The 12,235-nt window shown below is 42.6% G+C and carries 15 protein-coding genes (1 of these 15 cut by a window edge); 10 read left to right on the forward strand and 5 right to left on the reverse strand.

Going from position 1 to position 12,235, the window contains the following annotated elements:
• Positions 1-21: 21 nt before the first annotated feature.
• From FTV88_RS12210 to FTV88_RS12225, 4 genes are read right to left on the reverse strand one after another with little or no spacing between them, the layout of a single operon-like run.
• Positions 22-300 (reverse strand): DUF3593 domain-containing protein, encoded by a 279-nt coding sequence (locus FTV88_RS12210; RefSeq protein WP_243137523.1) that lies wholly within the window; start codon positions 298-300, stop codon positions 22-24.
• 16 nt (positions 301-316) lie between these two features.
• Positions 317-646 carry a DUF2499 domain-containing protein gene (locus FTV88_RS12215; protein WP_153725875.1) on the reverse strand — a complete coding sequence of 110 codons (330 nt, stop codon included), beginning with the start codon at positions 644-646 and terminating at the stop codon, positions 317-319.
• Between the two features lie 15 nt (positions 647-661).
• Positions 662-2,170: a nitrogenase component 1 gene (locus FTV88_RS12220; protein WP_153725876.1), complete on the reverse strand. Its 1,509-nt coding sequence runs from the start codon at positions 2,168-2,170 to the stop codon at positions 662-664.
• A 2-nt stretch (positions 2,171-2,172) separates the two neighbouring features.
• A complete protein-coding gene (locus tag FTV88_RS12225) occupies positions 2,173-3,534 on the reverse strand; it encodes a nitrogenase component 1 (RefSeq protein ID WP_153725877.1) in 1,362 nt (453 codons plus the stop codon).
• A 397-nt stretch (positions 3,535-3,931) separates the two neighbouring features.
• Between FTV88_RS12225 and FTV88_RS12230 the strand changes: the two genes are divergently transcribed.
• The 6 genes from FTV88_RS12230 to FTV88_RS12255 all read left to right on the forward strand — a co-directional run bounded on the left by FTV88_RS12230 (position 3,932) and on the right by FTV88_RS12255 (position 8,167).
• Entirely contained in the window at positions 3,932-5,395 is a 1,464-nt protein-coding gene (locus FTV88_RS12230; protein ID WP_153725878.1) for a hypothetical protein, read from the forward strand.
• 149 nt (positions 5,396-5,544) lie between these two features.
• Positions 5,545-6,375, forward strand: coding sequence for an alpha/beta fold hydrolase (locus FTV88_RS12235; RefSeq protein WP_153725879.1), 831 nt, complete (start codon positions 5,545-5,547; stop codon positions 6,373-6,375).
• Positions 6,376-6,423: 48 nt separating this feature from the next.
• A complete protein-coding gene (locus FTV88_RS12240; RefSeq protein WP_153725880.1) occupies positions 6,424-6,570 on the forward strand; it encodes a hypothetical protein in 147 nt (48 codons plus the stop codon).
• Positions 6,571-6,590: 20 nt separating this feature from the next.
• Positions 6,591-6,869, forward strand: coding sequence for a hypothetical protein (locus tag FTV88_RS12245; protein ID WP_153725881.1), 279 nt, complete (start codon positions 6,591-6,593; stop codon positions 6,867-6,869).
• Between the two features lie 94 nt (positions 6,870-6,963).
• Complete coding sequence (locus tag FTV88_RS12250) at positions 6,964-7,194, forward strand: hypothetical protein (RefSeq protein ID WP_153725882.1); 231 nt, start codon at positions 6,964-6,966, stop codon at positions 7,192-7,194.
• A 151-nt stretch (positions 7,195-7,345) separates the two neighbouring features.
• Complete coding sequence (locus FTV88_RS12255; RefSeq protein ID WP_162008035.1) at positions 7,346-8,167, forward strand: bile acid:sodium symporter family protein; 822 nt, start codon at positions 7,346-7,348, stop codon at positions 8,165-8,167.
• 48 nt (positions 8,168-8,215) lie between these two features.
• Here FTV88_RS12255 and FTV88_RS12260 read toward each other — a convergent pair whose 3' ends face one another.
• A complete protein-coding gene (locus FTV88_RS12260; RefSeq protein ID WP_153725884.1) occupies positions 8,216-8,695 on the reverse strand; it encodes a flavodoxin domain-containing protein in 480 nt (159 codons plus the stop codon).
• 168 nt (positions 8,696-8,863) lie between these two features.
• On the opposite strand from FTV88_RS12260, the gene FTV88_RS12265 reads away from it, so the two are divergent.
• The 4 genes from FTV88_RS12265 to lysS form a co-directional block, all read left to right on the forward strand.
• Entirely contained in the window at positions 8,864-9,778 is a 915-nt protein-coding gene (locus tag FTV88_RS12265) for a DUF8754 domain-containing protein (RefSeq protein ID WP_153725885.1), read from the forward strand.
• A gap of 17 nt (positions 9,779-9,795) precedes the next feature.
• Entirely contained in the window at positions 9,796-10,947 is a 1,152-nt protein-coding gene (locus tag FTV88_RS12270) for a shikimate dehydrogenase (RefSeq protein ID WP_153725886.1), read from the forward strand.
• A 213-nt stretch (positions 10,948-11,160) separates the two neighbouring features.
• Positions 11,161-11,637, forward strand: coding sequence for a transcription elongation factor GreA (gene greA, locus FTV88_RS12275; protein WP_153725887.1), 477 nt, complete (start codon positions 11,161-11,163; stop codon positions 11,635-11,637).
• Between the two features lie 71 nt (positions 11,638-11,708).
• Positions 11,709-12,235, forward strand: partial view of a lysine--tRNA ligase gene (lysS, locus tag FTV88_RS12280; protein ID WP_153725888.1) — the beginning only. The gene runs 943 nt beyond the window's last position; the window shows 527 of its 1,470 coding nt (coding positions 1-527); its start codon is at positions 11,709-11,711; the stop codon falls past the right edge of the window.

A 12,235-nucleotide genomic window follows, 5' to 3' on the forward strand; every position in this document is an offset into this window, starting at 1 on the left:
CCTCCTCCGTTTTACTCGAGCTTAGAGCCTATCGAGGTGTCTTTTCAAGCCCAGTACAATAATAAAGTTGGTAATGGTTAAGCCAAACTCGGAAAGGCCGTGCAACCAATCGATATGACCGAGTCCTGGCTCTCCTAAAATCATTACAGCATAATAGCCGGCTCCTGCTGTAAAGAAGACAAAGCCGATTAAGGAGAAGAAGCCAACGACGGTCGTCTTGTTGATCAGAGACTTATCGAGCTTGTAAATTTTATAGATACAATAGAGGAAAAAGAAGTAGGGAATGATAGACAGTGTCATCACAAGATCGGCCATTTTAGGTTCGATAGGTCATTCCTCCCCTCTTCACATAACGATCTGACAAAGATCGCAGGTAGAGGTAACCCCAGATAGCAAAGCTAACACTGCCTAAAAAAGTTAGATAGCCTTGAATGTCACTGAGCCATTGTACAGTATCGTGGGTAAGGTGGTAAAAGATGGCGAAGAAACCGCTTAACAGATAAGGGATCATAGCGATAGGCATGCGACGAAACCAGACATTGTCGGCTTTTTTTCCAATAGCATAGAAAAGAATCATAGCAAGAGCCCATTCAACCAGACTGGCTATGTGCACGATCCAAGTAGGAAGAGAAAGATGATCTAACACTGTGCTTCTCCCCTCCTATCGCTTAAAACGGCTAAAGACGACATCTACATCTTCAGGAAGCACATATTCACGGAACTTTTCTTTAGCAATCTTTTCGCTTTCAACTTTAAGCATTTTGGAGGCACTGACACGTACGAAGAAGGGAACTCTCTTGAGGACAACGTCCATATGCTTCAAAGCTTCTTCCGACCATTTGACTTCTCTAGCAATCGATTGTCCTTTGAGTTCTTCTTCCCACTCTTTTCTTGCTGTTTCTCGCTCTTGGCGACGCTTTTCTTTCTCTGTGTCATATTCAATATGAATATGGCTGTAGAGAATGTCAAAAAGTTCGTTACTTACGATTTGCGTGAGATACATAACACCGGCGTAGCCCATAAAAGGTGTGCCTGTAGAGCGGCAGACAATCGGCATGGGATGGGCTGCTGGAATAAAGCGAGTCGAAAGGATATGTTCAGTTATATATACTTTTTCGTTAATACTGCCGAAAAAGAGGGTCGGTGTATTTTCAAGAAGTGCGGCTTCAATATCAAGCGCTTTTTTGGACTTCCAGCGATCTGTTTTAACAGCAGAGATGGCTTCTTCAAAGCCCAGTTCGTCTCGTAAGAAAGTTGTTAAACCTTCTGCGTAGCTACGATGGGTATAGACGCCAAAAGAGCTAGTACGAAAGATATCCTGATGAGGAGAGCGCCATACATCCCAGAACCCTTGCAAGGTTGTTCGCTTTTCTTCTGCAATAAAAGCTTGGGCTTCTTTTTCTAGACCAAGCAAGCGTCCCAATTCTTCGATAAATTCAGTCGTTGCTGCAATGCCAATAGGCCCAAAAAGCATGGGTTTGCCCAAGGCTTTTGCTAAACCTTCACCGTATTCTTTATACATAACAATGTTTACAGCGCCATCATCGAGACGGGTAATATCGTTAAGAGAACACTCAAAAGGAAGAGCTACATTAATCTCGGCTCCAATACTTTTAACAATTCGCTTTATTTCGGCAAAGTCAGCATAGGCGTTAAAGTTGCCAAAAGTAGGACCGATAATGTTAACGAGCGGTTTCGTACTTTGGATACTCTCTTGTGGAGGTAGTTTGGGGCGGACACGGTTGTATAGATAGAGCAAAGTATCTTCACGAGCCTGGTAGTCATCCACATCAAGGGAGGCTGTATTGATGTACCAGACACGACGGCCTTCAATCTCAGCCTCTAACATGGCGCCTTCACTGGATATGATTTCGCTTTCCTGGCAAGATAGGATGAAGATATCATCATAGCGTTCTAGTAGCTCACCGCAAAGCTTTTTTAATTTGTGAAGTGTTCCATCAAGAGCTACATCTTTTTCTAAAATATGAGTGGCAAAAACATTTTGAAGATAGGGAATGGCGTCTGTATAGTTTAAGGCTGAATCAATGGGTACATAGTGACAACCTATGGGACCGTCAATAACAAGACAGAAGTTTCCTTTCATGGGAGCCAAGACAGCAATCGCACCCCAGTAACCATTGGCTAGATCAACGTCACGCATCATTTGCATCGTTATTCGCGCTCCTTCCTGCTCATGGTGTGAGTATGACTGCCAGCAAAGCAGGATGAATCATTACTACTTGGGCAGAGGTGGGCTTGCACATCTTGTACGGGAATGGAGCGAGGCATATCAAAGTCCTGGAAAAAGCTGCGCACTTTATTCAATGAAGGACTTGTTTGCAGAAGACGGTGCATTAAAGAGAGTACGTTTTCAGCGCCGTGGGCCAAGAAGGTGGGTCTTGCGGCGATGAGATTGGTAAAATATACGGAAGCGCTTCCTAATTCTTTGCCCATTCCTGCAACGTCTGTAGCAGCTAAGGCGATATGAGGTTTGTATTCTTTGACAGCCATTAAATCATCAGCGGCAGACTTGCGGAATTTCACATGGATGCCTCGCTCTTTTAGCCAACTTAGGTCGGGTTCGCAAAGATTGGACTTGCCTATGGACGTTGACACATAAGGTACGTCAGCACCAGCTTCAACGAGGAGTCTTGCGATAAGAAGTTCAATACCTTCATAGCCTGCGACGAGGATGCGATACCCTTTTAAGTTCAGAGGGCCTGAAAGTACTTTTTGAATCGCATCGCGCTCTTCTAGCGCAATTTTTTCCGCTTTTCTGCTATCTACATTGGCTTTCGCAGCAAAAGCTTTGATCCAGTCATATGTACATTCTGCGCCTACAGGTGCGCTAGTAACAGTCGCTATGGCCATTTCATCAAACTGCTTGACTGTTCTTGTGTAGAAGGGATGAAGACAAGCCAGCGTAGAAACGTTCAGTGCTTTCCGAAAATCATTGATATCCTTACTTGGAACATTCGCTCTGTATTTCAGGCCCATTTTCTCTACCAATTGCTCAATGGCAATGGTATCGGCAGGAAAGACTTCACCAAGGGATGCAACGGTACCAGGCTCTTTGAGCTTGTGATCGCCCTGTTGTCGTAGCTTCTTAAAAATGCCGTCAATAGAAACATCTTTGGCTTCAGCGTGACTGCGTGTTCCAAAGCCTGTAATACTTAAAGGAATGATTTCTGGGATCTGACGGGCCATTTCATCGATATCTAGGCCAACTGTTGTAGCAACGCAAAGATTAATCACAGGTACAAACTCTGGCTTTTCTTTTTCAATCATTTCTTGAACGGCCCCAACGAGCTTATGTTGAAGGTTGCGATCAGCAAAGTCGAGGGAATAGAGCAGTGGGGCATAGGTTGATTTGCGGGCTGCATAAAAGTGTGAAAGAAAGTTAAGGCCATAGTAGCAACCGTGATTGCCTAATAAAACGGGAAGAAAACCTTCTAATCGAGTTAAGATACGTAACCCACCAAAAGCGGGACAGGGACTTTGGGTGGCCAATTTAATAGACTTGATTGGCTCCATTTACCCATCTCCTTTATTGTAGAGTGATAGGAAGTAAAACCGTATAAAAATAGTAGCTTGAGAATGAAAATTCTATTTCACCCTGTTAAACACTATTTAAAACCATAGGTCTTTAAAATGCAAGTGAAATGTCTTATTCATAACAGAACTTATAGAGAAAAAGACAGAGAGAATAGATTCCTTGTAGATATTTCATAGTGATGCTAAAAAAAAGTTCCCAAAATTAGCAGTTTACTTGTGAAGTTTTGAATATTCCTTATTTTTTGTTGAAAATGGAAGAAATCCTATCTTATAATAAGCGAAGACGGCTCAAATAGGGATAGGGGGTAGGGTATAGGGAGATCGAGGCTATTAATACAAGTGATAATTAATACATACACAGGGGGTAGTGACAATTATGGAAAGAGAGAGTCGAACAGAGAAAAATTTAATGCGCTCTCTTGTACTTTCTTTGGCTGTCGTTTTAATCCTAGGGGTGCTTCTTACAGGCTGTGCAACTCAGCCAACAGGGAGTGGACAGAAAAGCCCTAGCGATGAGCCGATTGAACTTGGTGATTACATTATTTTAGCATGGCAAACCATTGGTATGAAATGTACAAGTGACAATGATGCTTGGTTCAGTTTCCATACACCAGGCAATGATATGTGGGCGCAGGTTATCAAGCGAGGTGATCCACCTGTTGTTGTAACAGAAGGCATTACATTAACCTATGAGGCGCCAGAAGATCATCGAGATCCTTCTAAAACCTTAAACTTTTGGGAGTATGCTCCTATCACGTTAGGGGAAGAGATCCCTGTCAATGTAGGTAAAAGAGGCAAAGCAGCCGATCAAGGTACTCTTGAGGTGAATGAAGACAAAAGCGCCTGGACGGCGATTGGAATTCCTATTTCTCCCTATAATGATCGCGGTGAAGTTAATGCCTATCCTATGTTTACAGTAACGGCTACCGACGAGGTGACAGGACAAGTACTGGCGCAAACAAAAGTTGCCATGCCTGTAAGTGCCGAGCTTGGTTGCTATCTCTGTCATGGCGGCACCACCAAAAATCCTGGTATTGGCTTGGCCGACGAAACAGCAAAAAATATTTTAGCAGCCCATGACAAAAACACTGGAACAAATTTATTAGCAGAAGCAGAAGCCGGCAAACCTCAATATTGTCTAGACTGTCATGCTGCTGCCAACGTAGGCGCTCCTGGGAAGCCTGAAGTACTTTCTATGTCAGCAGCTTTACATGGCAAACATGCGCAGTATATTCAAGGCGGCACTGTCGACTCCTGTGGTGTTTGTCATCCTTCTTCCCATAGAGGAGATGTTTACTGTCAACGAGATGTACACAGAGGTTTTGGACTAGACTGCATGGACTGTCACGGCACCTTACCTCAACATGCTGCTTCTGTGTTGTCCAATGAACTGCATAAACCGGCAGCGCAAAAGTCACTAGAGCGACTTTTACCTTTCCTTGGTGACGTAGAACCGGTTGCTCGTGGTCACTGGCTCAACCAACCGGATTGTCTTTCTTGTCACGGTCCCGATCACCAGAAGGCAAGTTTTGACGCATCTTCTTACAATCAGTGGATTTTTGAAAGAGACGAGCTGTACCGATTTCAGATGTCTGATAACGGTGATCTAATGTGTGCTTCTTGCCATGGCTCGCCCCATGTTATTTATCCAGCTACCACAGTATTTGGCTACGATCAGATCAACTATCAGCCAGAAACATATCAAGGCTTCGCAGGTCCTATCGGTGCCAATGGTAATTGCTCCGTTTGTCACACAGCGTCTGTAACAGGTGACTGGCATCACAAGAACCAGGAACAACCTTTTATTGCCCCTTCTTTTGCCAACGACCCCAAGAGATAACAATTTATTTTGTTATAAAAGCGAAGAAGAGTTCTGTGCATTGGCGCGGAGCTCTTCTTCGCTTCTTTGATTTGTTTCTGTGAATAGACTATGGAAAGCGGAGGTATTGATAATGATGAGGATAATCGGGAACAAAAGGAGAAGTTTGCATGCCTCTTGTATCACTCAATGGTGTTTCTCTCTATTATGAAGTGCATGGTCATGGTTTGCCGCTCGTTTTTATTCCCGGTATCGCTGTATCTCACGGTATGTGGGCGCCGCAGCGAGATAGTTTTTGCAAAAGTCATCAAGTCATCCTATACGATGTAAGAGGAACAGGGCGATCAAGTTCTTTAACTTGGTCTTGTCAGGTAGAAGACCTAAGCCGAGATTTATCTCAATTGTTGTATCATTTAGGAATCAAGAAAGCAGCGATTTGTGGACTCTCTTTTGGAGGAGTCATTGCCCAGCGTTTTGCATTAGATTATCCGCAAAAATGTGGCGCTTTAATTTTAGTAGATACATTTAGCGAGCTAAGCCCTCGAGATTTAGAAGAAGGTGCACTATGGCTTATGACATGGCTCGCCTCTCCCATGTTTTTAATGCCTAAGCCATGGCTAACGAAAATGGTTCTTTCCTACTATCGTCATTGGCCTTTGGCTGTACATTGCTTAGAAAAAGAAATGCAAAAAGTACGAGGACTTGATGCGATGAAGACTCGCTGGTTAGTAAGAAAGGTGAATTATACAGAAGAACTTCGCTCTATTTCATGTCCGTGCTTGGGTATTGTAGGCGATCGATCCAACCTGGCAATTCGACTGATGGAAAAAATTACCAATGCCATTGGAGGTGCAACGTTACAGGTTGTTCCTCAAGCTTTTGATCCTACTTCGCTCTCACAAAGAGAAGCTTTTGATAAGCTAGTAAGTCAATTTTTATTTCGTCATTGGTATAGTCTTCCCTACAGTACTGTAGTGACGTCATCGCGTCCTTTCACATAAATTGCATAATAGCCCCTACTAAGGAGTTTTCTCAAGGGTGGTGAAGAGGTGACTGCATCAAGGGGTGAGAATAAAAAAGTTTTACTTTTCATTGTTTCAGTTCTCTTGATTATGATGATTTTTGGGCTATTAAACAATAACGATAGAGACGTGCGCCCTTTTCCAGAGCTTATTGCTGTACCCGATGTTTTCTAACGTGATGAGGTGACTGGCCTATGGTCCGGCGCAATGATAAAAAATCAAATCGACAAGTCGAAAAGCCGGAACAAGGTTCTTTCAAAGCACCTTCTATTAAACCGGAAGTGGCTCTTGTGATCTTGGGCTTGTTAAGTGATAACTTGCAGGTAAATTCTGTTGTTGTCAATCGCGACCAAACAGTTCAAATTGTTCTAGATGGAACGTTACGCAATAAAACGTCTCTTGATCAAGCGTTAGGATACGTAGGTCAGCATTCTTTTGATGAAGTGATGAAAGCTTTTTTAAAAAGAGTATAGACGATTTTTTCAAGGATTCTATCCTTCTTCTGTCGAAGATAAATTAATTACGAGAGAAATGATTTGAGAAGGAATCTTCACAGGGGGTGTATGGATGAGCAAAAAAATAGACGTAGAACAAATGTCGCAAGATATTTTAGATGAAATAGGTGAACGCTATCTAGAAGAGATTGAAGAGGCCATCGCTTTAATGGATGGAGGCAATCAGGATGAGGTAAACGCTATTTTGCTCTATGCTATTGTCTCTAGTTTGAAATGTCACACAGAGCGTTTTGCCACTCGTCTTGTACAGAAAGTGGTTGACGAAATCAACAAAGACAAGTAAGTCTACTTCGAGGTGATTTGGTCTGGCTCGCTGGCTTCTACAGTTAAACAGCATACTTGATAGAGCCATGTTTTTTTTAATTCCTAGTGCTATTTATCTAGGTTATATTTTTTGGCCTTACTTGGAACAGGGGCGATTATGGGTTTATTTTTTGTTTGCCTATATGACTTTTGTAGGCGCACTCAATTGTTCTTGGAAGCAGTTTCGAGAATTATTGAAAGCACCCATGCTGTTTATTGCATCGCTTGCCCTTGTTCATTTGTTTATCCCCCTGCTTGCTTTTATTTGTGGAACTCTTTTTTTCCCCGATGACCCCTTGACAGTAGCGGGCATGGTTATTGCAGCTACTTTGCCTGTTGCGATTACGGCGGCTGTGTGGACCTATATAGCCGGTGGTAACAATCTTTTTGTCTTGGCTCTTGTTGTGATAGATACCTTACTAAGTCCTATCATCTTACCGCTATCTACATACACCCTCTTTGGAGCATTCGGTGTATTGCCCTTGGAGCGGCTTGTGCAGGACATGCTCTTGATGGTTGTATTGCCTTCTATTATCGGCTTGCTTCTTCACCCCTATCGAACCTGGTCGCCGCAAGGTCCCACACAGGCGCTACTAAATATCGGTACAAAGCTATGTGTCTTTCTCGTAGTAGCCATCAATGTAGCCATATTGCATGAATTTTTTGTCATGACTTGGTCAGAGATAGGCAAGCTCTTAACGGCGCTTACCCTTTTGGTGATTCTTGCATATCTTTCCGGTTATGGCCTTGGACGATTTTTGCGAAGACCTTTTGGCGATGTCGTGGCCTTAACGTATACAGCTGGTATGCGTAACATCGCTCTTGGTGTAGTTATGTCAGTGGGTTATTTTGATCCTGCTGTTTCTATTCCGATTGTCTTCCTTTCTTTGATCCAACAGCCCGTGGCAACGATAACGCACTCGATTATAGAATTCGTTAGAAAGAGGCGCTAAAAAGCCACTCCTCTTGTAATTGGAGTGGCTTTTTAGCGCTTTTTTAAATTATTTTTCGTTCATCTTTTGAGCAAAAGCTTCTATCTTTTCTTCTGAAATATTGGAGTAATCTGTTTTGATTTTGGTAATCATGCGAAAGATGGGGCGCTCTAAAAAGCCTAAATTACTTTGCACAACAGAACCACCGAAAAGGTCAGTAACAACAGCTTTCTTAAGAAGCTGTTCAGGGTAAGCTTTCTTCAGGCCAGCCAACCCTTTTTCCCCTTCAAAAAGACCGCAAATAAAGAGACCTAGAGGTTTGCCCATAATCTGGGGGAAGTTCTGATGAACAAAATGCTTCATTTCTCTTTCGATATCGCCACCGTAGATAGGGACTCCAAGAATAATCTTGTCGTATCCATGGGCTGTTGCAGAAGAATCTTTTTTGACATTTACCAAGGTCACAGAACCATCTAATTTTTCAGCGAGCTTTTGAGCACAAGCTTCTGTTGTGCCGTACTTTGTTATATAGGCAATCAATATGTTCACTAGAAAACTCTCCTATCGTAGTACCTTATGGTCTTGTTCGCTTTAAAATACCATTTAAATGGATAAGAAGCAAGATCGGCACGCCAAAACCATGAATTTGGTACATAGAAAAGGATTGATTTGGTTATGCTCAATTCAGCAGCGGCCTTTAGGAAGAAGGGTACGATATTGAAAAAAGTTGTAAGTGTTTCACTCGGTTCGTCGCGCAGAAATCATCAAGTTCACTTGTCTTTGCTGGGGCAAGAGGTTTCGATTGAAAGAATTGGAACGGACGGTGACATGGAGCGAGCCGTCCAATTAATTCGTAATTTAGATGGAAAAGTCGATGCCATCGGTTTGGGTGGAATTGATTTATATATTTTCGCTGGCAGCAAGCGATACGTGCTCAAAGATGGTGCCAAATTAGCGCAAGCAGCCCGTATTACGCCGGTTGTTGATGGCAGTGGGCTCAAAAATACTTTAGAGCGCCAGGTAGTTTTTAATCTGGCAGAACAAGGTCTGCTTTATAGAGGTCAAAAAGTACTTGTGGTCTGCGCTGTCGACCGTTTTGGACTGGCTGAAAGCCTTGAAAAAGTAGGGTGTCGTACAACGTATGGTGATCTTTATTTTGGTCTCGGTATTCCCATTGCGCTTCACCGCTTAGAAACATTGCAAAAGTGGGCACAGTTGATTATTCCGGTCATCAGCAAAGTTCCATTTCATTATCTCTATCCAACCGGTAATAAGCAAGAGAAAAAGAAGACCTTATCGGCATCTTTTATTAAAGAAACTGACGTGATTGCCGGAGATTTTCACTTTATTAAGCGGTATATGCTCGAGCAATTGGAAGGAAAAGTTATTTTAACGAATACAGTCACAGCAGAAGATGTAGATTTATTAAAGGGCTGTGGTGTTAGTCGGCTGGTTACAACAACGCCAGAAATTGCAGGCAGATCTTTTGGGACCAATGTGATGGAAGCTTTATTTGTTGCTTTAACAAGTTCTTCGAAAGAAAAAGAAAGCATCCAAAGTTATACCAATCTAATTAAGCAACTAGATTGGCAACCTCGGATTGTAAATTTTTACTGCAATAAGACGGCTTGAAGAGAGAGGAGGTTACCATGAAGAGATTTGCTTTTATTATTCACCCGATTACTGCTGCTGATGTGACAAGGAAGTTTCCTTGGATGGGCTATTTTTCTGAGTCGGCTATTGAGATGGCCACTCGCTATATGCCACCCGTGAAAGCTTCCTATATCGAGGGTGTGCGCTCTCCCTATGCTGTAGTAGATGGTTTTTTTATAGCTTGTCCTCTTACTTCAAAACAAATGGTAACGTTACCAGAAGACTATGTTCTGGGACGTATTGAAAAAGCTTGTCAAAAAGCAGTCAAAATGGGTGCAGAGATTATTGGGCTTGGTGCAATGACTTCCGTTGTTGGAGAAGGAGGACTTCGCTTAGCACAGAGGTTGCCTGTACCTGTAACAACAGGAAATAGCTATACCGTTGCTATCGCAGTGGAAGGCCTTTACGAGGCCATGAAGTTGATGGATCGAACTATCGAAGACTCTAAAGCTGTCGTTGTTGGTGCAACGGGATCTATCGGAGCGATTTGTTCTCGCTTGCTCGCAAAAAATGTGAAGGAATTGACGCTGCTAGCGAGAAAAACAGAACCTCTCTATCGCCTCCGTTATCGCATATTAAACGAAAGCGGTCTTGCTGTTACTGTGACGACTTCTATGAAAGAAGCACTTCGCGATGCCGATCTTATCGTTACTGTTTCTAGTGCTGCCGATGCGATCATAGAGCCAGCGTACCTCAAATCAGGTGCTGTTGTATGTGATGTCGCAAGACCAAGAGATGTAGCGAAAGCTGTGGCCCATGAGCGGCCTGATGTATTGGTCATCGATGGTGGCGTTGTTGAAGTACCGTCAACTGTAGATTTTCGTTTTAATTTTGGCTTTCCCCCTGGTCTTTCCTATGCTTGCATGGCAGAGACCATGATTTTGGCTCTAGAAGATAGACGGGAATCATTTTCTTTAGGGCGGGAGCTTTCGCTGGAAAAAGTAGAGGAAATATCATTATTAGCACAAAAACATGGTTTTTCTCTAGCGGGATTACGCAGTTTTGACAGACCTTTGACAGAGATAGATATTATGAAAGTGAAGCAGACCATGAGCAGCCACCAAAAGATGCTCCAGAAAGGGAACAATGTGCTAGTTGACAATATTTTGCAACCTAGATATAATACGAAACTAAAGATGGTGGATTAAGATAAGCACTGCCCGGTCGCATTTTTCCGCGGCTGTCTGGCAGTGCTTTATTCAGTATCGCACCATTATCCATATTCTAACAACAGAACAGCAACTTCCGTTGTAATAAGGTCATTTGATTGTATTTAATTGATGTTTATGAAGGTATATTCATTGTTGCAGTGACATAGCATGATGTATCCATTTAGATTTATAAGGTGGGGGAGCGAACGTATGGGAGACAAGCAAGTCATTCTAACGCCAGAAGGTTTAAAAAAGTTAGAAGAAGAATTGGAGTTCTTAAAATCTACCAAAAGAGGTCAAGTGGCCGAAAGAATTAAACAAGCCATTGATTATGGCGATATAAGTGAGAACTCAGAATACGAAGATGCGAAAAACGAGCAAGCTTTCGTAGAAGGGCGAATCATTACATTAGAGAAAATGATTCGTAACGCTAAGCTGATTGATGAAGCAGAAATTCAAACAGATGTTGTTACTGTTGGTTCGAAAGTGCTGCTGAAGGATCTAGATGATAACTCAGAGTTTGAATACACCATTGTTGGTTCTGCAGAGGCCGATCCTTCACAAAGCAAAATTTCCAACGAATCGCCTGTGGGTAAAGCGGTTCTTGGGAAGAATAAAGGAGAAACTGTAGAAGTACAAGTTCCTATGGGGAAAATTAAGTATCAGATTCTTGATATTAAAAAGTAATGTTTCGGTGAAAGGCCAGGCTATCCTGGCCTTTTTTGAAGTGTAGGGACTGGCAATAGGAGGTACTAATCATGGAACAAGAATTGAATGAACTGTTGCGCATACGAAGAGAAAAACTACAAGAGCTTCAACAAAAGGGGATGAATCCTTTTGGTGACACCTATGAAGTAACTCATCAAGCTCAAAACATCGTAGACAACTTCGAAACAATGGAAAAAGAATTTGTCTGCATGGCCGGTCGCTTGATGGCAAAACGCCATCAAGGAAAAGCAGGTTTTGGCAACCTGCAAGATTTCTCTGGCAACATTCAAATTTATGTGCGAAGAGATGAAGTGGGCGAGGAAGCCTATGAGATTTTTAAAAAAGCAGATATCGGCGATATCTATGGCATTAAAGGGCAGGTTTTCAAAACCCAAAAAGGAGAAATCTCCATTTGGGTTAAAGAGTTTACCATTCTGACCAAATCCTTGCACCCTCTTCCAGAAAAATGGCATGGTCTAAAAGACGTTGATTTGCGATATCGACAACGCTATGTTGACTTAATTGTAAATCCTGAAGTCAAACGGACTTTTGTCACAAGAAGCAAGATTATACGGGC

Origin of the sequence: Heliorestis convoluta, assembly GCF_009649955.1 — a bacterium.
Taxonomy (GTDB): Bacteria; Bacillota; Desulfitobacteriia; order Heliobacteriales; family Heliobacteriaceae; genus Heliorestis; species Heliorestis convoluta.

Bases quoted from the DNA above. Each gene is read 5' to 3' on its own strand.
- FTV88_RS12210 (WP_243137523.1), bottom strand. From the start codon at position 300: ATGACACTGTCTATCATTCCCTACTTCTTTTTCCTCTATTGTATCTAT.
- FTV88_RS12245 (WP_153725881.1), top strand. From the start codon at position 6,591: ATGGTCCGGCGCAATGATAAAAAATCAAATCGACAAGTCGAAAAGCCG.
- FTV88_RS12250 (WP_153725882.1), top strand. From the start codon at position 6,964: ATGAGCAAAAAAATAGACGTAGAACAAATGTCGCAAGATATTTTAGAT.
- greA (WP_153725887.1), top strand. From the start codon at position 11,161: ATGGGAGACAAGCAAGTCATTCTAACGCCAGAAGGTTTAAAAAAGTTA.
- FTV88_RS12230 (WP_153725878.1), top strand. From the start codon at position 3,932: ATGGAAAGAGAGAGTCGAACAGAGAAAAATTTAATGCGCTCTCTTGTA.
- FTV88_RS12270 (WP_153725886.1), top strand. From the start codon at position 9,796: ATGAAGAGATTTGCTTTTATTATTCACCCGATTACTGCTGCTGATGTG.
- FTV88_RS12235 (WP_153725879.1), top strand. From the start codon at position 5,545: ATGCCTCTTGTATCACTCAATGGTGTTTCTCTCTATTATGAAGTGCAT.
- FTV88_RS12225 (WP_153725877.1), bottom strand. From the start codon at position 3,534: ATGGAGCCAATCAAGTCTATTAAATTGGCCACCCAAAGTCCCTGTCCC.
- FTV88_RS12220 (WP_153725876.1), bottom strand. From the start codon at position 2,170: ATGCAAATGATGCGTGACGTTGATCTAGCCAATGGTTACTGGGGTGCG.